This is a genomic window from Xanthomonas sp. fls2-241-TYG-148 (assembly GCF_030208815.1).
In the GTDB taxonomy this organism is placed as follows: domain Bacteria; phylum Pseudomonadota; class Gammaproteobacteria; order Xanthomonadales; family Xanthomonadaceae; genus Xanthomonas; species Xanthomonas campestris.
Window position 1 is genome coordinate 82,795 of record NZ_JARVTE010000018.1, and the last position, 20,520, is coordinate 103,314.

The 20,520-nt window shown below is 65.1% G+C and carries 13 protein-coding genes; 9 read left to right on the forward strand and 4 right to left on the reverse strand.

Annotation, left to right across the window (positions count from 1 at the left end):
* Positions 1–4 precede the first annotated feature (4 nt).
* Positions 5–1,816 (reverse strand): GspE/PulE family protein, encoded by a 1,812-nt coding sequence (locus tag QRM60_RS16885; RefSeq protein ID WP_285446668.1) that lies wholly within the window; start codon positions 1,814–1,816, stop codon positions 5–7.
* Positions 1,817–1,907: 91 nt separating this feature from the next.
* Between QRM60_RS16885 and glyQ the strand changes: the two genes are divergently transcribed.
* The 4 genes from glyQ to QRM60_RS16905 are packed head-to-tail and all read left to right on the forward strand — an operon-like array spanning position 1,908 to position 6,751.
* Positions 1,908–2,816 (forward strand): glycine--tRNA ligase subunit alpha, encoded by a 909-nt coding sequence (gene glyQ, locus QRM60_RS16890; protein ID WP_285446669.1) that lies wholly within the window; start codon positions 1,908–1,910, stop codon positions 2,814–2,816.
* Positions 2,817–2,844: 28 nt separating this feature from the next.
* Complete coding sequence (locus tag QRM60_RS16895) at positions 2,845–3,087, forward strand: hypothetical protein (protein WP_285446670.1); 243 nt, start codon at positions 2,845–2,847, stop codon at positions 3,085–3,087.
* Positions 3,084–5,177 carry a glycine--tRNA ligase subunit beta gene (gene glyS / locus QRM60_RS16900; protein ID WP_285446671.1) on the forward strand — a complete coding sequence of 698 codons (2,094 nt, stop codon included), beginning with the start codon at positions 3,084–3,086 and terminating at the stop codon, positions 5,175–5,177. The genes QRM60_RS16895 and glyS overlap by 4 nt, the downstream gene beginning before the upstream one ends.
* Positions 5,177–6,751: a tetratricopeptide repeat-containing sulfotransferase family protein gene (locus QRM60_RS16905; protein ID WP_285446672.1), complete on the forward strand. Its 1,575-nt coding sequence runs from the start codon at positions 5,177–5,179 to the stop codon at positions 6,749–6,751. Before glyS ends, QRM60_RS16905 begins: the two co-directional genes overlap by 1 nt.
* A gap of 174 nt (positions 6,752–6,925) precedes the next feature.
* Here QRM60_RS16905 and QRM60_RS16910 read toward each other — a convergent pair whose 3' ends face one another.
* Complete coding sequence (locus tag QRM60_RS16910; protein ID WP_285446737.1) at positions 6,926–9,616, reverse strand: TonB-dependent receptor; 2,691 nt, start codon at positions 9,614–9,616, stop codon at positions 6,926–6,928.
* 237 nt (positions 9,617–9,853) lie between these two features.
* On the opposite strand from QRM60_RS16910, the gene QRM60_RS16915 reads away from it, so the two are divergent.
* The 5 genes from QRM60_RS16915 (at position 9,854) to QRM60_RS16935 (ending at position 17,217) form a co-directional block, all read left to right on the forward strand.
* Positions 9,854–11,635, forward strand: a complete 1,782-nt coding sequence (locus QRM60_RS16915) for an autotransporter assembly complex family protein (RefSeq protein WP_285446673.1) — start codon at positions 9,854–9,856, stop codon at positions 11,633–11,635.
* Complete coding sequence (locus QRM60_RS16920; RefSeq protein WP_285446674.1) at positions 11,632–15,489, forward strand: translocation/assembly module TamB domain-containing protein; 3,858 nt, start codon at positions 11,632–11,634, stop codon at positions 15,487–15,489. The genes QRM60_RS16915 and QRM60_RS16920 overlap by 4 nt, the downstream gene beginning before the upstream one ends.
* A 637-nt stretch (positions 15,490–16,126) precedes the next feature.
* On the forward strand, positions 16,127–16,549 hold the full coding sequence (locus QRM60_RS16925; protein ID WP_285446675.1) for a hypothetical protein: 423 nt from the start codon (positions 16,127–16,129) through the stop codon (positions 16,547–16,549).
* A gap of 10 nt (positions 16,550–16,559) precedes the next feature.
* Positions 16,560–17,009 carry a 3-dehydroquinate dehydratase gene (locus tag QRM60_RS16930; RefSeq protein ID WP_285446676.1) on the forward strand — a complete coding sequence of 150 codons (450 nt, stop codon included), beginning with the start codon at positions 16,560–16,562 and terminating at the stop codon, positions 17,007–17,009.
* A complete protein-coding gene (locus QRM60_RS16935; RefSeq protein ID WP_040942082.1) occupies positions 16,990–17,217 on the forward strand; it encodes a hypothetical protein in 228 nt (75 codons plus the stop codon). The genes QRM60_RS16930 and QRM60_RS16935 overlap by 20 nt, the downstream gene beginning before the upstream one ends.
* A 182-nt stretch (positions 17,218–17,399) precedes the next feature.
* Here the strand turns inward: QRM60_RS16935 and QRM60_RS16940 are convergent, their stop codons facing one another.
* Positions 17,400–19,127 (reverse strand): PQQ-binding-like beta-propeller repeat protein, encoded by a 1,728-nt coding sequence (locus QRM60_RS16940; RefSeq protein ID WP_285446677.1) that lies wholly within the window; start codon positions 19,125–19,127, stop codon positions 17,400–17,402.
* A 797-nt stretch (positions 19,128–19,924) separates the two neighbouring features.
* Positions 19,925–20,464 (reverse strand): gluconokinase, encoded by a 540-nt coding sequence (locus QRM60_RS16945; protein WP_285446678.1) that lies wholly within the window; start codon positions 20,462–20,464, stop codon positions 19,925–19,927.
* Positions 20,465–20,520: the final 56 nt, after the last annotated feature.

Here is a 20,520-nt window from a genome sequence, read left to right on the forward strand (position 1 = left end):
TCCGCTATTCCCGAGGTGGCAACACCGACAGCACCTCTTCCACCGTGGTCAGACCAGCGGCGACCTTTTCCAGGCCGGTGCGGCGCAGGGTGCGTAGCCCGTCGCCGCGGGCGGCCTGGCTGAAACTGGCCAGGTCGGTGTCGGCGCGGATCAGGCTACGCAAGCGTGGGGTCACCGGCAGCAGTTCGTACAGGCCCACGCGGCCCAGGTAACCGGTGCGGCGGCATTCCAGGCAGCCGACCGGGGCGTGCACGGTGAGCACCTCCGGCAAGGCTTCGCCCGGTTCCTGGATGGCCGCCCAATCCGCCTCGCTGAGCGTGTGCGGGCGCTTGCAATGCACGCACAACGTGCGCACCAGGCGCTGGGCAAGCACGCCGTTGAGCGTGGAGGCGACCAGGTAGTGCGGCACGCCCAGATCGAGCAGGCGGGTGATCGCCGAAGCGGCATCGTTGGTGTGCAGGGTGGACAGCACCAGGTGCCCGGTGAGCGAGGCCTGCACCGCCATCTGCGCGGTTTCCAGGTCGCGGATTTCGCCGATCATGATGATGTCCGGGTCCTGCCGCAGCAGCGTGCGCACGCCGCTGGCGAAATCCAGATCGATGTTTTGCTGGACCTGCATCTGGTTGAATTCGGGGGCGATCATTTCGATCGGGTCTTCCACGCTGCAGACATTCACATCCGGCGTGGCCAGGCGCTTGAGCGTGGAATAGAGCGTGGTGGTCTTGCCCGAGCCGGTCGGGCCGGTGACCAGCACGATGCCATGCGGGCGCTCCACCAGCGCGCTCCAGCCGGCGGCTTCTTCGGCGCTGAAGCCGAGTTGTTCGATGCTCTTGAATGCCGAATCCGGGTCGAAGATACGCATCACGCACTTCTCGCCGAACGCGGTGGGCATCGTGGACAGACGCATTTCCACTTCGCGCCCGCCCGGCGACCGGGTCTTGATGCGGCCGTCCTGTGGGCGGCGGCGTTCGGCCAGGTCCATGCGCCCGAGCACCTTGATCCGGCTGACCACCGCGGTCATCACCGTGGGCGGCACTTCCAGCACCTTGTGCAGCACACCGTCGATGCGAAAACGCATACGCCCGGCTTCGCGGCGCGGTTCCAGATGGATGTCGCTAGCGCGTTGTTCGTAGGCGTACTGCAGCAGCCAGTCGACGATATGCACGATGTGGTGGTCGTCGGCGTTGACGTCGCCGGCGCGGCCCAATTCCACCAGCTGTTCGAAGCTGGGCAGGCCTGAGCCGGGTTCGACACTGCGCGCATCGCCACGCGCGCCACGCACCGATTGGGTGACGCCGAAGAACTCCATCGTGTAGCGGTGCAGATCCAGCGGGTTGATCAGCGCCAGCTCGATGCGCCGGCGGCTGAGGTGCTGCACGTCGGCCAGCCAGTCCAGCGCCAGCGGCTCGCTGGTGGCCACCAGCACGCGCTCGGCGTCCAGTGCCAGCGGCAGGATGCGGTGGCGGCGTGCATACGCATGCGAGACCACGCCGGTGACCGCGGCCACGTCGATGCGGGTGGGGTCGATGCGCAGGTAGCGCAGCCCGGTGCGGGTGGCCAGCCATTCGGTCAGCCGCTCCAGGCCGAGCTCACCGGCTGGCGGCTGCGCGGCGTGCAGCTTGAGGTTGGCCAGCAGCACCAGCGGATGCACTTCGCTGGCGTTGCGCACGCCGGCGGCGGAGAACTGCACGCGCTCGTGTTCGTGCGGCACCACCATGCCATCGGCCAGCAGCGCGGCGGCCACCGGATCGAACATCAGGCGTCCGCGCGGCAGCGGTGCGGAGGTGCTGGGATCGGCCGGGCGCCGCTGTTCCATCTGCTGTAGTCCCCTGCGGCGGTGCTCCCGCGGCAAAGCGCTGCGGGTCGGCCGGTATACTAGCGCACCCCTTCCGCACGGCCTTTGCTGCATGTCCGATTCCCGGCGCGTTCCAATCACTTTCCAGGGCCTGATCCAGACCCTCAACCAGTACTGGGCCGAACAGGGCTGTGTGCTGATCCAGCCACTGGACCTGGAAGTGGGCGCGGGCACGTTCCATCCGGCCACCTTCCTGCGCGCGCTGGGACCGGAGCCGTGGAATGCGGCCTACGTGCAGCCCTCGCGCCGTCCCACCGATGGCCGCTACGGCGAAAACCCCAACCGGCTGCAGCGTTACTACCAGTACCAGGTGGCGATGAAGCCCAACCCGGACAACATCCAGGACCTGTATCTGGGCTCGTTGCAGGCGCTGGGCATCGACCCGCTGGTGCATGACCTGCGCTTTGTCGAAGACAACTGGGAATCGCCCACGCTGGGCGCCTGGGGGCTGGGCTGGGAAGTCTGGCTCAACGGCATGGAGGTGACCCAGTTCACCTACTTCCAGCAGGCTGGCGGGCTGGAGTGCAAGCCGGTGCTCGGCGAGATCACCTACGGGCTGGAACGGCTGTGCATGTATCTGCAGAGCTGCGACAACGTCTACGACCTGGTGTGGACCTATGGCCCGGATGGCACGCCGGTGAGCTACGGCGATGTGTACCACCAGAACGAAGTGGAGCAGAGCGCCTACAACTTCGAGCATGCCAATGTGGAAGAGCTGTTCCACCGCTTCGACGCCTGCGAGGCCGAAGCCAAGCATCTGGTGGAGGTGGGCCTGCCGCTGCCGGCGTACGAACAGGTCACCAAGGCCAGCCACGCCTTCAATCTGCTGGATGCGCGCCGTGCGATCAGCGTGACCGAGCGCCAGCGCTACATCCTGCGAGTGCGTGCATTGGCGCAGGGCGTGGCGCAGGCCTACTACGCGCAGCGCGAGAAGCTGGGCTTTCCCGGCGTGAAGCGCTGAGTCGAGACCGGTGCGACCGAACAGCGAAATGATCTGGGTGATTGGCGCGCTATGGTCGGCGCCGCTGGCGTTCGGCTACTTCTGCGCCTGGTGGGCGCAGCAGCGCGGCCGCAACGCACTGGGCTGGTTCCTGTTTGGCTGCTTTCTGCTGCCGGTGGCCGGACTCTGGCTGCTGGCGATCAATGGCGACGACCGCGATGCCCGCGGCAAGTCGAAAGACAAAACGATTGGGCGCGGCGACCTGCTGGCGACCCGGAAGGACGTGATATGAGCATGCAACCCCTGCTGATCGAACTGGGCACCGAGGAGCTGCCGGTCAAGGCGCTGCCGGGCCTGGCGCAGGCCTTCTTCGACGGCGTGCGGGCCGGGCTGGAAAAGCGCGGCGTCGCCGTCACCCGCGGTGATGCCAAGCCGCTGTCCACCCCGCGGCGCCTGGCGGTGCTGCTGCCGGGCGTGGCCACCGAGCAGCCCGAGCAACGCTCCGAAGTGCTGGGCCCGTATCTCAACATCGCGCTCGATGCCGAAGGCAAGCCGACCAAGGCGCTGGCCGGTTTTGCGGCCAAGGCCGGGATCGACTGGACCGCGCTGGAGCGCACCAGTGACGCCAAGGGCGAGCGCTTCGTGCACCGTGCGGTGACGCCGGGCGCACAGACCGCCGCACTGCTGCCGGAGATCCTGCGCGAGGCGATTGCCGCCATGCCGATCCCCAAGCCGATGCGCTGGGGCGCGCATGAATACGCGTTTGCGCGGCCGGTGCAATGGCTGGTGCTGTTGTTCGGCGATACGGTGATCCCGGCCGAGCTGCTGGGCGTGCGTGGCGACCGCATCACCCGCGGCCATCGGTTCATGCATGACGGCGACATCGCGCTGGCGGCGCCGGGCGATTACATCGACGCGCTGCGCGCCGCGCACGTGCTGGTGGATGCCGATGCACGCCGTGCGCGCATTGTCGAAGAAGTCGATGCGGCCGCCAGGCAGGCCGGTGGCAGCGCACGCATCAGCGACGACAATCTGGAGCAGGTGGTCAACCTGGTCGAATGGCCGTCGGCGGTGCTGTGCAGTTTCGAGCGCGCGTTCCTGGCGGTACCGCAGGAAGCGCTGATCGAGACGATGGAGATCAACCAGAAATTCTTCCCGGTGCTGGACGACGGCGGCAAGTTGACCGAGCAGTTCATCGGGATTGCCAATATCGTCTCCAAGGATGTCGCCGAAGTCGCCAAGGGCTACGAGCGCGTGATCCGTCCGCGGTTTGCCGATGCCAAGTTCTTCTTCGACGAAGACCTTAAGCAGGGGCTGGAGGCGATGGGCGCGGGCCTGGCCAGCGTCACGTATCAGGCCAAGCTGGGCACGGTGGCCGACAAGGTTGCGCGTGTAGCGGCGCTGGCGGAAGCAATTGCGCCGCAAGTAGGTGCCGATCCGGTGCAGGCGCGTCGCGCTGCGCAATTGGCCAAGAACGACCTGCAGTCGCGCATGGTCAACGAGTTCCCGGAACTGCAGGGCATCGCCGGCCGGCATTACGCCAAGGCTGCCGGTGAGCCGAGCGAAATTTCGCTGGCGATCGACGAGGCCTACCAGCCACGCTTTGCCGGCGACGACATCGCGCTCTCGCCGCTGGGCAAGGTGCTGGCGATTGCCGAGCGGCTGGATACGTTGGCGGGTGGCTTTGCGGCTGGATTGAAGCCGACGGGTAACAAGGATCCGTTTGCGTTGCGGCGCAATGCGTTGGGGTTGGCGCGGACGGTCATTGAGTCTGGATTTGATTTGGATCTGCCGAAGCTGATTGATGTGGGCCTGGCGTCGTTGCCGGATGCAGTGAAACCGCATGCCGACCGCAACACAGAGACGGTACGGGCGGATCTCTACGACTTCATCCTCGACCGCCTGAAGGGCTACTACGCCGACAAGGGCGTCGCGGCCACGCACTTCAATGCTGTTGCCGAGTTGACGCCTGCATCGCTTTACGACTTCGACCGCCGCATCGACGCCATTGGCATCTTCGCCACCTTGCCTGAGGCCGAAGCCCTGGCTGCAGCCAACAAGCGCATCCGCAACATCCTGCGCAAGGTCGAAGGCGAAATCCCCGGCGACATCGACACCACGCTGCTGCGCGAACCGGCCGAAGAAGCCCTGGCCGAAGCAGTGGAAGCGGCCATCGGCGACACCGGCGATGCGCTGCACCGCCACGACTACGTCGCCGTGCTCGCCCGCCTGGCGCGCCTGCGCCCGCAGGTGGATGCCTTCTTCGACGGCGTGATGGTCAATGCCGAAGACCCGCAGCTGCGCGCCAACCGGCTCGCCCTGCTGAAGAAGCTCGGCGACCGCCTGGGCAGCGTTGCCGCCATCGAGCATCTGTCCAGCTGATGGCGACCTCCGCCGGCGCGGTTCACTGGCAACACGCCCAGGCCGCGCTGGCACGTCGCGACATGGGCGTGGCGGCCGCCGCGTTGCAGGCATTGCTGGCCGAAGAGCCTACGCATGTTGCGGCACGGGTGCTGCTGGCCGGCACCGTGCTCGCCAGCGGCAGGATGCGCGAAGCGGTCGCGCAGTTGCGGCTGGCCGCCCAGGACCTGGGCGATGATGTGGCCTTGCGTTGCCGGGTGGCGCAGGCGCTGCTGCGTGTTGGCGAGCACCGCGCATTGCATGCACTGTTGCGGCATCCTTCGGTCACCGACTGTCACGATGGCGCGACCTTGGCGCTGCTGGCGCATGTGCATCAATCCCTGGGCGAACACCCCGAAGCGCTGGCGATGATGCAACGCGCGCAGGCCGCTGGCTTCGATGGCGCTGACTTTCGGTTTTTCCTGGCCGTGCAGCTGCAATTCAACGGGCACCTCGATGCGGCCGCGCAGGCGCTGGAGCATGTGTTAGCGCAGTCGCCCGGCTATGGGCGGGCGTCGTTGACGCGTGCGCGCTTGCGCCGCCAGACCCACGCCAGCAATCATGTCGACCACTTGCAGCACCAGCTGCGTCAGGCCGCGCCGCAAAGTGAAGATCGCGCTGCGATCGCCTTCGCGTTGTACAAGGAACTGGAAGATCTGGGCGATACCGAGGGCGCCTGGCAGGCGCTTGCGCACGGCAATGCGGTGATGCATGCCCGCCTGCGCCATGACGCCGCCGCCGAGGTCGGGTTGTATGCGCAGTTGGGTGCCTTGGCCGAGCAGGGCGTGTTCTCAACGCCCGGTGCGCAACAGATGCAGGGGCCGCAACCGATCTTCGTGCTGGGCCTGCCACGTTCGGGCACCACGGTGCTGGAGCGCATGCTCGGCAATCATTCGCAGATCGTGTCGGCTGGCGAATTGAACGACTTTGGTCATCAGTTGCGCTGGGGCGCCGACCAGGCGGGCCGCAGCCTGCTGGACGCGCGCCTGCTGCAGGCGTTTCCCACACTGGACTATGCGCAGATCGGCCAGCGTTATCTGGAACAGACCCAATGGCGTGCCGGTGGCGCGCGCTGGTTCATCGACAAACTGCCGGCCAATGCGGTTGCGATCGGCGCGATTGCTCGCGCCCTACCCAATGCGGTGATCGTGCATCTGGTGCGCGACCCCATGGCGGTGTGTTTCTCCAACTACCGTGCGCTGTTCGGTGACTCTTATGCGTACAGCTACGATCTGACCACGCTGGCGCGTCACTACCAGGCGTACCACGCATTGATGGCGCAGTGGCGCGCGGCCTTGCCCGGGCGGGTGATCGATGTGGACTATGCGCAGATGGTGCGCGCGCCATCTGCGATCCTCGAGCAGTTGATGGCGCGCTGCGGCTTGCAGATCGAGCCGGAGCAGGTCGACATCACCCGCAATGCGGCGGCCTCTGCCACCTTGAGCAGCGCACAGGTGCGCGAAGGCGTGCATGCACGCAACGTCGAAGAATGGCGCCGCTATGCCACGCAGCTGGAGCCGCTGCGGCAGTCCTTGTTGCAGGCCGGGCTGATCTGAGCCACTTGCCGGGGCACTGGGTCATTGCCCGACGCGCCGATGCAGCCCATCCCTTTGAGGTATCGCCCCGCCCGCGTGGCCCTCTGATGGACAAACACGGCTGCACCAGCCAATCCCTGAAACACCAACGGCAGCCAGTGGCTGCCGTTGGTCGAAGACGGCCTGACGGTAACGTCAGTGCGCGCCGAAACGCCAGTTCAATTCCAGCATGTAGGAACGGCCATAGCCGGTGTAGTTGAAGATGTTGTAGTACGGGTAGTCGGTGTAGGTACGATCACGCGGTGGGCGCGTGTCGGCGAGATTGTTGACGGTGGCCGTCAGCGAGATGTCGTCGTTGATCGCATAGTCCAGTGTTGCATTGAGCGTGGTCCAGGCGCCGACCTTGCGTGCGCCTTCCACCGCATAGCCATCGGTGCTCTGCTGCGCGGTGAGGTTGGGGGTGCGGCCGTAGCGCTGGCCGAACAAGGTGGTGGTCCACGCATCTTTCTGCCAGGTGATCGAGGCATTGGTGATGCTGCGGAACTCGGATGAGAAGAACGGCTCGCTCAGCAGGTCGCGCACCGGGTCTTGCGGGAACTGCTGGCTTTCGTGCTTGAGTGTCAGGTTGTATTGCGCGTCGAACACAAACAGGCCCCAGGATTCGGTGGCCAGGTTGTAGGTCGCCTTGGTCAGCACGCCGGAGATTTCCTCGTTGGAAATATTGACCGGATTGATGCGGATGTTGCTCAGGCGATTGGGTACCGGCGCATCGGCGGCCGTGCGGTCGATGCGCGACAGCGCGTCGACGCAGGTCGGCGAGTTGATGTCCAGGGCACCGAGCCGGCAGGCCGATTCGTTCTGCAGCAATGCATCGGTGCTCAGGTCGCTGACCTTGTCATCGATCTTGATGTTGTAGTAATCAGCATTGACGCTGAAGCGTGCGCTCGGCGACCACACCACGCCGGCGCCCCAGGATTTTGCGGTGATCGACTTCAGATCCGCATTGCCGGACCGACGGCCCTGGATGCTGGTGCCGGCATAGGTGCAGTCGGAAATCGGCACACCGGGTTCTTCAACCGCGCAGCGGTAATAGTCATTGACGCCCTGGAAGAAGCCGCTGTCGCCAGCGAACGAGAACGCCATGTCCGGTGCCTTGAATGCGGTGGCGTAGTTGCCGCGGAACAGCAGCGAATCGATCGGGCGGAACTCCAGCGCAGCCTTGTAGGTGAACTTGGAGTCGCCACCGCCGCCCTGGTTCTTATAGTCATCGTAGCGGCCGGACAGGTTGGCCGTGAGGGTGCTCAGGATCGGCACCCGCATTTCGAAGGCGGCCGCCCAGTTCTCGCGCTTGCCGCTGCCCTGGGTGCCGGTCAGCTGGTAGAAGTCGCCGGCGATCACGCGTTGGTCGGTCGGGTTGGTCCAGTACTGATTACCGGCCTGCAACACACCGGCAATGCCGACCGCACCGGCCGGCATGTTGAACAACTCGGTGTTGGTCAGCTGCAGGTTGACGTTCTGGGTCCAGGTCCTGGACTTGGTGCGGATTTCATCGTTGAAGCTGCGGTACTGCGCCGGCGTCAACGCGCGATAGAAATTGGCATCGTTGGGCGAATAGATCGGGTAGCCGTAGTACTCGCCCTGCTGAGCGCCAAGGAACTGTTCGCGGAAGAAATCCTCGATGCGGTCGGCCAGCGGCCACTGCTGACGGCTTTCGATGCGATATTCCGAGCGTGCGTAGTACGCATCGTAGGTCCAGTTGCTGGCACCCAGGCCGCCTTTCAGGCCGAGTGCGATGTTGTAGGAGTCGGCAGTCTGGCGGTCGTTGTTGAAATTCTGATTGCCGGTTTCTTCAGGCGCAAAAATACGTTGATAGCTTTCGAGCTGCTGGCTGTTCTGGTTGTAGAAAAAGCCACCGGTGTCTGACGAGGTCTGCCAGAAGCGCGAGCCACCGTTGACTTCCACCTTGGTGCGATTGAGCAGCAAGGTGGAATAGAGCTCGGCATTGTCGTTGAACGCATAACTCAGGTTGGCATAGCCGCTGGCGCTACGTTCCTTGTTGAGGATGCTGGCGTACCCCGGCACTGCGCGGCTGCTACAGAAGTTGCCGCGGTTGGCGCGATTGTCGTACTGCACCGAACCATTGAACAGCGGTCCCAATGCAGCGCAATTTTCGGCACCGGGATCGATATAGGTGGTTGGCAGGTTATGCAAGGCAATACGCGAGCCATAGCGCAGCGTCGGGTCCGGATTGTCGTTGGTGGAATCGAAATCGCGGCGCTGATAGCCGTAGATCGGGTCCTGATTGTTGAGCTGCAGGCCCCACACGATATTGGCGCCGCCGATCTCGTTGCCGCCGGTGAGCTGAAAACGCTGGTTGTTGCCGCCACCGCCATCATAGGTGCCCATGCGGTAATTCATCTGCACGCCGTCCATGCGCTTTTTCAGGATGATGTTGACCACACCGGCAATCGCGCTGGAGCCGTAGATCGAGGACTGGTTGCCGGGCGCCACGTCGATGCGCTCGACCATACCCACCGGCACGCTGGCCAGATCGACGAAGTTGCTCTGGCCGTTGTAGAGCAACGGGTAGTCGGCCATCGGCCGGCCATCGATCAGCACCAGGGTGAAGCCGGGATCCAGGCCGAGCAGGCTCAGCGACTTCGCGCCCGCGGTGAAGCCGTTGCTGAACTGGCCATCCTGGACCGCACCAGTCGCCATCGGCTGCGAGCGCAGTACGTCGTAGACGTCCTTGAAGCCGCGCCGCTGGATGTCCTGGGCGGTAATCGAAAAGACCGGGGTTGCGGTTTCGACCTGGGAACGGGGAATCAATGACCCTGTCACCGTCACCTTGTCCAGTTGAGTCACTTCGCCTTGCGCCTGCGCCATTGCAAGCGATGGCATGGTCAGGGCGGTGCACACGGCGGTAACCAGCAAATGACGCTTCATGTAACGAACCTCTCTCTCCAAAGGTCTAACGGGCGTGCGGAAATCGGGATGCCGCACGCAATGGGTGTCAACAAAACGTTAACGCGTACCGACTGTACCCAGTTCAGTCCGGTACCGTATAGGCATGTTTCTTCAGATTTTTTGTCCCTTCACGCATAGGCTGGGTATCCTTTGCCGATGCTTAAAGTCGCGTTTGCTCTTTCCCTGCTGTGTACTCTGCTGATTCCGCTGCAAGCGGCTGCCCGCGGAACCATCGACAAGATCGAGATCAAGGGGTTGGACGGCGACGACGACGCCGAGATGATCGAGAACATCGAGGTGTCCTTGTCGCTGTATGAGGCTGTCGGCAAGGAGCAGGGTGAGTCGCGGCTTGAGTACCTGCTGGCGCAGGCGGAGCGGCAGACGCGCGAGGCACTGGAGCCGTTTGGCTATTACTCGCCCACCATCGACATTGCCGCGCCGCGCGATGGCGAGCGCCTGACCGTGGTGATCACCGTGAACCGTGGCGAGCCGGTGCGGGTGCGGCAGTCGCATATTTCGATCACCGGCTGGGCCGAGCAAGACCGCTACCTGGGCCAGGACCTCAAGCAGTTCGAGCCGCGCGAAGGGCAGGTCTTCAGCCATCCACAGTACGAAGCCAGCAAGGTGCGCATCACCCGCCGCCTAGCCGAACGCGGCTATTTCGATGCCGACTTCACCCAGCGCCGGGTGGCGGTGACGCGTGCCGAGCATGCCGCCGACATCGATCTGAACTGGGACAGCGGCCGCCGCTACGACATGGGCACCGTGCGCTTTGACTACGATTATTTCCGCCCGGGGCTGTTCGAGCCGCTGGTGTATTGGGACGAGGGCAGCTACTACCACGAAGGCAAGCTGGATCGGCTGCGCGAGTCGCTGACCAAGCTCGATTACTTCAGCACCATCGACATCCAGCCCAAGCCGGAAGAAGCCGATGACCAAGGCCGGGTGCCGGTGGACGTCAAGCTCACCCGCGCCAAGCGCACCGTGTACACCTCCGGTCTGAGCTATGGCAGCGAGAGCGGCGCCGGTGTGCGCGGGGGCGTGGAGCGGCGCTATGTGAATTCGCGCGGCCACAAGATGGACACGCAGCTGGACTACGCGCAGAACCGCAAGAGCCTGACCACCAGCTACCGGGTGCCGGCGTTCCGCTGGCTGGATGGCTGGTACACCGCCTCGGCGCGGCTGTACGACGAGCAGACCGAATACATCGACCTGCGCAACGTCAAACTCACCGGCAGCCGCAGTGGCCAGATCAACGAGCGCTGGAGTGCGATCGCCTCGATCAACGCCTTGCGCGAGCGTTGGCGTTTCAGCAGCGGCAGCGATTTCACCGATGCCGTGTACGAGACCTCCACGCTCATCTATCCGCAGCTGCAGGCCAACTACGTCAACGTCGATGACCGGCTGTTCCCACGCAGCGGCGTGTCCGGGCAGATGTTCATCCGCGGCGGCGCCGAGGGTGCCGGGTCGGACACCAATTTCGGTCAGCTCTACGGCCAGCTGCGGTGGTTCCTGGGCGCTGGCGAAAACGGCCGGGTGATTCTGCGTGGCGAAGGTGGCACCACCTGGACCAGCGATCTGGTGGCGATGCCGCCGAGCCTGCGGTTCTTTGCCGGTGGCCCCAACAGCATCCGCGGCTATGCATTCCGCGAAGTGGGCCCGCGCACGCCCAAGCCGGACGAATTTGCGCTGGGTGCCAAGAACGTGGTCACCGCCAGCGCCGAATACGAGCATTACCTCAAGGGCGGGCCGTGGGGCGGGGCGGTGTTCGTCGATAGTGGCAGTGCCTTCGATGACACCCCGGACTGGCGCACCGGCATTGGCTTCGGCCTGCGTTGGCGCTCGCCGGTGGGGCCGGTGCGGGTGGATATTGCGCACGGCTTGAACGACCCCGATTCGCAGTTTCAGCTCTACATCGACATCGGGGCGAACCTGTGAATACACCAACGCCCCCCACCAGCCCCGCGCCGCGCCCGCGCTTCTACCGGCGCCGCCGGTTCTGGGTGGGCTCCGGCCTGACCGTGCTCGGCCTGGGCCTGCTGGCATTGATTGCGTTGTACTGGTTGCTGCAGACCGTGGCCGGGCGCGATGTGTTGCTGGCCCAGGTCACCGCGCGCCTGCCGGTGGGTGCCAGCTTCACCTATGGCAGCGTCGAAGGCCCGGTGGCCGGCCCGCTGACCCTGCGCAATGTCGACTTCAGGTATCAGGACATCCACTTCACCGCCGAGCGCGTGTACCTGGAGCCCGACCTGCGCCCGCTGCTGGGCCGCAAGCTGCAACTGGACGCGGTGCAGGTCAGCAATGCCACGTTGAACCTGGGCAAGAGCGACGAGCCCTTCACCCTGCCGAGCTGGCCGGAGTCGTTGCCGCAGATCAACGTGCCGCTGGCGATCCAGGCCGACCACATTGGCGTGGACAACCTGCGCATCACCCAGCTGCAACAGCCAATGATCACCCTGCACCGCGTGCAGGGCGGCCTGGAAGTGGCCACCGGCGAATTGCGCACGCGCAATCTGGTGGTCGATACCGACATGGGCGACTTCCGCCTCAACGGCGATTACGTGCCCAGTGACGATTACCGCGCCGACCTCACCGCCACCGCGGTGTTGCCGGCCGCACGTGGGCGCACGCCGGCCAGCCTGGGCCTGGTGGCACGCGGTGACCTGGACAAGATGGAAGTGGCGATCGCCGGGCGCGCGCCGGCGCCGCTGCGCGCCAGCCTGGTGTTCACCGGCCGCGACGACCCGACCTGGGCCTTCAAGGCGGTGACCGAGGCTCTGGATACCTCACTGCTGATACCGGCGCCCGCCGGGCAGGAGACCCCGCCGGCCACGCCGATCGCGCTGGACCTGCAGGCCTCGGGCAAGGGCGGCAAGGCCGACTTGCGTGGCAGCGTCAAACAAGGCGAGTTGAGTGCCACCTTGCAGCCCTCGCACGTGAGCCTGCAAGACCAGGTGCTCACGGTGGAGCCGTTGATCATCGATGCGTTCGAAGGCCGCACCCAGCTACGCGGCAGCGCCGATTTCCGCGATGCCGACAACGCCAGCTTCCGGTTTTCGGTCAATGCCAGCGGCCTGCGCTTTACGCCTGCGGCGGACCCTGCCACTCCGGATGCGCCGGCGGTGCCAGTGGAACTCACCGACGCACGCCTGGGCCTGGCCGGGACGCTCAAGGCCTGGGCCGCCATCGGGCGGGCCACCGTGCAGCGCGATGGTCAGCAGGCCGAACTGGTGTTCGACAGCCGCGGCAACGACCAGCGTGCCCAGCTCAAGCAGGTGCAGGCCAAGACCCCGGGCGGCTCGCTGGATCTCACCGGCGAGGTGGCCTGGGCACCCGCACTGCAGTGGGACCTCACCGCGCAGCTGGCCAAGTTCGACCCGGGCTATTTCGTGCCGGGCTGGAACGGCAATCTGTCCGGCCAGGTCGCCTCCAAGGGCCGCCAGTTGCCGGCACCGGCCGGGGGCGTCTCGCCGGGCTACGAGGCCACCGCCGACATCCCGACCTTGACCGGCCAGTTGCGCCAACGGGCGCTGTCGGCCAATGGCAAGTTCGCCTTGCGCGGCACGCAGGGCGAAGGCCAGCTGCAGCTGGCACTGGGCAGCAGCCGCATCGACGCCAAGGGCACGGTGGGCGACCAGCTCGACATCGCGGCGCAATTGCAGCCGCTGCAGCTGGACGACCTGTTGCCTGGCGCCACCGGCACCGTGCGTGGGCAGCTGCAGGTCAACGGCCGCCGCGATGCGCCGACTGTCACTGCCGACCTGGCCGGCACTGGGCTGCGCTGGGACGACTACAGCGCGCAGAGCGTGAGCCTGCGCGGGCGCCTGCCATGGAGCGGCAGCGACGGGCAGCTGGCCTTGCAGGGCACCGCCATCGAAGCGGGCGTGGTGTTGGACAGCGTGCGCGTGCAGGCACGCGGTGCGGTGGAAGCGCTGCGGCTGGATGCGGACATCGCCAACAGCATGGCCAGCGTCGCGCTGCAGGGCGATGTGCGCCGCAACGGCGCGCGCTGGCAGGGGCAGGTGAGCACGCTGCGCATCGTGCCGGCCAAGGGCGATGCCTGGGCACTGCGCCAGCCGGCGCAGTTCAGCACCGAGGGCGCTGCATTCACTCTGTCGGATACCTGCCTCGGCGCCGCCACCGGCGGTGCGCTATGCGCCAGCGCCAACTGGCCGCGCGAGGGCATGGTGGTGCATGGCGACGCGTTGCCATTGTCGCTGGTGCAGCCGTGGCTGCCCAAGCAGGAAGGCCGGCAGATCTATCTGCGCGGTGACCTCACCCTGGACGGCAGCTTCAAGCCACGCGGCAATGCCTGGGAAGGCTCGTTCCGCATCGCCTCGCCGGAAGGCGGCGTGCGCTTGGGCGAGAACCGCTACGCGGCGGTGGCCGGCAATCCCAATCGTGGCGAGTTGCTGCGCTACGACCAGTTCAGCGTGCAGGCCGATTTCACCCCGCAACAGATCCAGGGCAAGCTCGGCGTGGGCTTCCAGGGCAATGGCTTTGTGGATGCCAAGTTCAACACCGGCTGGGATGCGTACGCGCCGCTCAACGGCGAGCTGTATCTCAACATGTCGCGGCTGTATTGGCTGGAGCTGGTGGTGGCCGATGTGGTGCGGCCCAAGGGGCTGGTCGAAGGCCACGTGAGCCTGCGCGGCACGCGCGACAAACCGCTGCTCGGCGGCGATGCGACCTTGAGCGATTTCACCGCTGAATACCCGTCGATGGGCCTGACCCTGAGCGAAGGCAAGGGCCGCTTCGACGCGCTGCCGGATGGCTCGGCCAAGATCACCGCCTCGGCCAAGTCCGGCGACGGCACGCTCAACATCGATGGCGGGCTGTCGTGGTTCGGCACCAGCACGCCGCTGCTGCTCAATATCCGCGGTGAAAACGTGCTGGCCTACAACACCAGCGAGTTGCGCATCGTCGCCAACCCGGACATGCAGTTCGGTATCGTCGACACCACCATGCAGCTGCGTGGCAAGGTCACCGTGCCCGAGGCCGACATCGATCTGGAACGGCTCGACCGCGGCACCTCGGTGTCCGAAGACGTGGTGGTGCTGGACCCGGTGGACCCGGAAGCCGCACCCGCTTCGCCGCTGGATATGGACCTGGCCATCGTGCTCGGCGACAAGGTCAACATGAGCGGTTTCGGCCTGAAAGGCGGGCTAAGCGGCCAGATGCAGATCCGCGCGCGCCCGGGCCGCGAAATGACCGCCAATGGCGGGCTGGACGTGCGCGGCCGCTACAAGGCTTATGGCCAGGATCTGACCATCAGCCGCGGCCAGCTGACTTGGAACAACAACATCGTCTCCGACCCGCGCGTGAGCCTGCGCGCCGAACGCAAGATCGGCGACGTCACCGCCGGTATCGACGTCAGCGGACGCGCCGAATCGCCGCGTGCGGATGTGTGGTCGGAGCCGGCAATGTCGCAATCCGAAGCGCTGTCGTACCTGGTGCTCGGCCGCGGCTTGTCCACCGCCAGCAGCGACGAAACCCAGCAGGTCAGCGCCGCCTCGGCCGCGCTCTCCGCCGGCAGCAGCCTGATCGCCTCGCAGATCGGCGCCAAGCTCGGCCTCGACGAAGCCGGGGTGAGCGAATCCAGCACCGTCGGCTCGGTGGTGGGCTTCGGCAAGTACCTCTCGCCCAAACTCTACGTCGGCTACGGCGTCTCGATGGTCGGCAGCGGCTCGGTGCTGACGCTCAAATACCTGCTCAGCCGCGGCTTCGATGTGGAAGCCGAATCGAGCACGGTGGAGACCAAGGGATCGATCAATTGGCGGAGGGAGAAGTAGGGGTCAACAGTTCGCTGGCGGAAACTGCTGGTCCATCTGCGAAGTCTGCCGCCGGTGGCTTGCAGATCTTTGTTGCGTTGATAGAAGGTTATATCAGTTGCGTCGGCATGTAGCTTCCGAGTGGTGGTGAGAAATGACTCCAGCCGGACTGATCTACGATTGACCCGGAAGTGGTGTTGCACAATGATTTCCAGGTAATTCAGGCAAGCGAGCACAGCATGAGGGGTGCCAGAAGAAGATGGCTTCGGACGGTTGTCGTTTATCAGGTCGGTTACATCATCTTGTTTTCCGTGTTCTTTCTGATACTCCAGTGGTCTGGAGTCGATTTGGCATTGGCCAAAACCGTGAAGCTGTTTTTCTTCTCGGAATTGTTGCTAATGGTAGCGCTGGCAATCGACTACAAAAAAATGCTTAGGCGGTAATTGAACGCCCTGCGGGACAGTGTTCTCACGGCATAAACGCGTTTCAGCCCTGTGCGCGTTGAGCATTGTCATCACTTGCATGTCGCGCCGTTTCGACTGGTGACGGCAAGCCGTTACGTACTCTTTATGCCCGCGAAGTGTAGCGGGCATAGCCTCTTTACGCCGTGCAGACCTACCTTGGCACTCCCGCACTGTGGTGCGTTGAGTCGAAGACGATGTGTATCCTGATTTTGCGTGGCCCGCAGTCCGATGCAATGCTGGTGGCGCCGCTGCCGCTGTGTGCCGGGCGTGACCTGCGCATGCTGGCGTGTGCTGACCTTGCGAGCTTGATCGCCGGGCTGCAGGCAGCCGGTGGCGATGCCGAGGTGGAATTGGTGCTGCTGGATTCCGGCGATCTGCCGCTGTCCGAGCGGACGTATGCGACGGCCTTGCGTGCGGCAGTAGATGCCTTGCCCACGCCGTATATCGAGCTGCATGCCGACGCCGGACAGGAGCTGGAGCCGTGGCTGCATCCGCAGCATGCGCCGCTGGCGGTGGTGATTACGCCACACGATGCGCCGCGTGCGTATGCGATGTCACTCGGCATTGCGGCGCGGTGTTTGCCGGCGCTGCATGCGCCGATGCGCGTGGCTGCCTGAGGCCGCCGACATGTCGATCATGATTCTGCGTGGGCCGGAAGCGGCGTCGTCGCTGGTGCGTGGGCCGCAGGCATTGCCGCGTGCGGTGATCACCCAGTTGGTGCGCTGCGCCGGGGATGCGGGCAAGACGGTGGCGCTGCGCGCCTGTGGGTCGGAGCAGGAGTTGCTGGATGCCTTACGCGTTGCCGGGCAGGCGCGCATGGAGATCGCGCTGATCGATCCGGGCAGCTGCGTAGACAACGTGCGGCTGCACTGCGTGCTCGCCGGGCTGGCGTATCCGTATGTGGAAGCCCACGACGATAGCGCGGACCGGCCGGAGTGTTGTTTGCCCGCCGGGCTGGGCCAGCGTGTGGCCATCGTGCGTGGCTATTGCGCGCAGAGTTATTTGCTTGGGCTGGAGATCGCGCTGGAACATCTGGGCTGCACGGAGATTCAGGGCGATGTCCACGTTGGCACCTGAGCGGCAGCTGCTGCATTACTTCGCCGACTACGAAGGCTATTGCGATGGTCGGCCGGTGCTGTGGGGGCAACTGGCCCACAGCGTGGCGGTGCCTGCCGATGGTGTGCTGGATGCCGCAGAACTAGTGTGCGCGTTGCGCCGTCGCGCGGCCGAAGCGCATGGGTTGGAGGCGGGGCAGATCCGCTTATGCCAGGTCACGCGGCTGTAGGGCGTACTCGCGCTCGAAGCAAGGCCGGTGTGGGACGTGCAGCAATGAGGGCGCCGATCATGTGCACACGCGCATCGGATGCGGCCCGTCTCTCGGCGCCACACACAACGACGCCACCCGAAGGTGGCGTCGCTGTTTTGCTGTCACTGCGCGTCATTCAACGCAGCGCACGTACTTGCCGATTACTTGGCCGCGCCGCTATCCGGCACGAACTTGATCAGCTGGTTGCTGGTGGCGGCGGTGCCGAAGTTGAAGCGGCCATAGCCCGCGCCCCAATACAGCGCGCCGTCGACCACTGCCGGCGAACTGATCACCGAACCGGTGGCGTTGTAGTTCCACAACGTGGCGCCGGTGTCGGTATCCAGGGCGACCATGTTGCCGGCCATCGAACCGGCGTACAGCAGGTTCGGCGACACGGTCAGCGAGCCCTGACCACCGGCCGGCACGTTCGGGTTGACGCTGTTCACGCCGGGCACCTTGACCTGCCACTTGATCTTGCCGGTGGCCGCATCCAGGGCTGTCCACGAGCCGCCGTTGTGGCTGACGGTGTTGTCCGGCCCCAGGGTGTAGGTAGCGTTGGAGCTGTTATTGATGGCCACATAGACCTGCGACTTGTACGGGTCGAACGCGGTGCCCCACTCGACGCCGCCGGTGGTGCCGCCCGGGCCTACCTGCGTGGACCACACCTTGGCGCCAGTCCTGGCGTCGAAGGCCCAGTAAATGCCGCTCTTCTGGCCGGCGCCGACCAGCTGCTGCGGCTTGCCGTCGCGCCAGACGGTGAACAGTTGCACGCCGGCGCCGCCGAAGTCGTAGTCAGGACCGGTCAGGTTGGTGGCCTGCGTGTTCGGGCACAGCCCATTGGTGGGCGCCACGATGCAGGACAGGTTCCAGGCGTCGTAGCCCTGCGCGCGGTCGGCCCAGGCCAGCTTGCCGGTGTCCAGGCTCAAGGCGACCACCGAGTCGACGTAGTTGTCCGGCGCCATGCAGTTCAACTCATCCTGCACGGTGAGTTCGCTGCCGCGGTAGGAGCGCGCATTGGAGACGCAGTTGCCCACGCCAGCGGGGATGTTGTAGTTGTTGCCGGTGCCGAAATACAGGCGGCGGCTGATCGGATCGATTGCCACCTGGCCCCACACCGATGCGCCGGTATAGCCCTCGGGCACGTTGTAGAACTGCCACACCTTCTTGCCGGTGTTCAGATCCAGGGCCACCACGCTGCCGCGGAAGCTGAAGGTGTGGTTGGCGGCCAGGTTGCCCCAGTCACCCGAGGAAATACCTACGTAGATACGGTTGCCGTAGATCACCGGCGAAGAAGTGATGCGTGCCTGCGGGTTGGATTCGGCCACGCTGCTCCACAGCAACTTGCCGGTCTTCTTGTCGATTGCCATCACCGTACCGGAGGCCTGGTCGCCAACGATGATGCTCCTGCCGCTGATCGCCGGCGTATTGCGCGTCACCGAGTTGGCGTTGCCGGTGTAGTCGGACAGCTTGGCCTGCCAGTTCGGCTTGCCGCTCTGCGTGTCCACGCTATACAGCGTGCCGCCCCAGTCGGGCACGTACAGCGTGCCGCCTTCTACGCTCGGCGTCGCCGAGATGTCGCCAGTGGTGGTCAAGGTCCACGCCGGCTTGAGGGTCGGGGCGGTAGTGCGATTGATCTTCCATTCGCCAGGCGCGAAGCGGCTGTTGAAATAACCGCCACCGGCGGTAGGCCAATTATTGGGGCTGGCAAACGGAAGATTGCTGCCAAAGGAACGCCAGACCTGGCCGGACGCTGCAAAGGCGCGGGTATCCAGGGAGGACACCGACGGTGGGGCGGTTGTGCCGGACTGGGCGAAAGCCACTGCGCTGGCGAGCAGGCAGGGGATGAGCGTCAAACTGCGAAACCGCAAGCGGCGAAGAGAATTGGTCATCACGGCGTGTCCATTGGTGAAGGAAATCGCTGAATCCCCCCGGATCTGCGTGGTGAAGATCGCCGATTGCGATGACCGTGCAACCCATCGGTGGCGCCGTGTTCATGTCGCGGTCGGGTCTGGTTGTGTCTGGTAGTACCAGCTTGGAAAAATTCTGTTCAGCGCGTTCGTTATTCGCACAAATACTGATGATGCATCACGATCTGCGCGGGCTGCGATAGACAAAATGATTCAATCGGACGATCACGCAAATCCCTGTAAAACAGCGGTCTACTGAAAGTAACCTGGCCACGTTGCGCATCCTGTGTGACGCCCGGCACACGCGTGAGCTGCCTTGTATCGCGGCATTTGCAGACCACCAAAACGTCGCGCTCCAAGCGGCCCGATGCGTTCGATCCTGTAGCGGTGCAGCACGCTGCGTGTGTACGCGCATGCGGATCACGGTGAGGGTTCGATGCATGTACCGATACCGATTACGTGTTGGTGCATGCCGTGGATATGCGAAGCCGCTTTGAGTTGGATGCTGTGGATGCAGCCAGCTGCGCATCGTCGCCGAATGCGAACGCGATGGTGCCGTTTGCTGCAACGTGCCGTGCGCCGCAGCGTCAGCGGCACGTGCTGCGGCAGCAATTTTTTCGCATCCGTAAGCTGGAGCTGCGCGACCTGCAGCTGGCCCATGCGCTGCCACGTCGCGCAGTCACCGCAATCGGGCGGCGCTGCAGCGGCGCTATCGCACGCCGCCACGCACGCATGCGACCCATCGATCCCACTGTCACTACCACTGCAACGCGTTTGCGTTACGCCAATGCCAGCTGCGCGATCGCGTCCTGCACCACCTCCGGCACGGTGGCATCCACGTCCACCGACACCACGTCGGCTTCGTCCAGCGGCAGTTCCAGCGTCTGCAGCTGGCTGTCGAGCAGGCTCGGCGGCATGAAATGGCCCGCGCGTGCGCTCAGGCGTGCGGCGATCACGTGCGGCGCGGCATGCAGGAACACAAAGCGCATCGGAACCCCGCTGCGGCGCAGCAATTGGCGGTGCGTGCTGCGCAATCCGGAGAACGCCAGCACCACCGATTCACCGCTCTGCACGCAGTCGCGCAAGGTCGCCGACAGCAGCTCTACCCAGGGCAGCCGCATCGCATCGGTAAGCGGTTGCCCGGATGCCATCTGCGCGCGCGCGGCCACGCTGTGATAGTCGTCGGCATCGAGAAAACGGAAGCCGTAGTGCGTGGCCAGGGCCTGCGCAATGGTGGTCTTGCCGCTGCCCGAAACGCCCATCACCACGATGGCCAGGGGCGAAGCGGGCGCGGGCGTGGCAGCTGCTGCAGTCTCCATCACGTCAGGTTATATCTCCGGATCGATTCGGCATGTTGCCGGATTTCACGTTGGCG

Bases quoted from the DNA above. Each gene is read 5' to 3' on its own strand.
- QRM60_RS16885 (WP_285446668.1), bottom strand. From the start codon at position 1,816: ATGGAACAGCGGCGCCCGGCCGATCCCAGCACCTCCGCACCGCTGCCG.
- glyQ (WP_285446669.1), top strand. From the start codon at position 1,908: ATGTCCGATTCCCGGCGCGTTCCAATCACTTTCCAGGGCCTGATCCAG.
- QRM60_RS16895 (WP_285446670.1), top strand. From the start codon at position 2,845: ATGATCTGGGTGATTGGCGCGCTATGGTCGGCGCCGCTGGCGTTCGGC.
- glyS (WP_285446671.1), top strand. From the start codon at position 3,084: ATGAGCATGCAACCCCTGCTGATCGAACTGGGCACCGAGGAGCTGCCG.
- QRM60_RS16905 (WP_285446672.1), top strand. From the start codon at position 5,177: ATGGCGACCTCCGCCGGCGCGGTTCACTGGCAACACGCCCAGGCCGCG.
- QRM60_RS16910 (WP_285446737.1), bottom strand. From the start codon at position 9,616: ATGGCGCAGGCGCAAGGCGAAGTGACTCAACTGGACAAGGTGACGGTG.
- QRM60_RS16915 (WP_285446673.1), top strand. From the start codon at position 9,854: ATGCTTAAAGTCGCGTTTGCTCTTTCCCTGCTGTGTACTCTGCTGATT.
- QRM60_RS16925 (WP_285446675.1), top strand. From the start codon at position 16,127: ATGTGTATCCTGATTTTGCGTGGCCCGCAGTCCGATGCAATGCTGGTG.
- QRM60_RS16930 (WP_285446676.1), top strand. From the start codon at position 16,560: ATGTCGATCATGATTCTGCGTGGGCCGGAAGCGGCGTCGTCGCTGGTG.
- QRM60_RS16935 (WP_040942082.1), top strand. From the start codon at position 16,990: ATGTCCACGTTGGCACCTGAGCGGCAGCTGCTGCATTACTTCGCCGAC.
- QRM60_RS16940 (WP_285446677.1), bottom strand. From the start codon at position 19,127: ATGACCAATTCTCTTCGCCGCTTGCGGTTTCGCAGTTTGACGCTCATC.
- QRM60_RS16945 (WP_285446678.1), bottom strand. From the start codon at position 20,464: ATGGAGACTGCAGCAGCTGCCACGCCCGCGCCCGCTTCGCCCCTGGCC.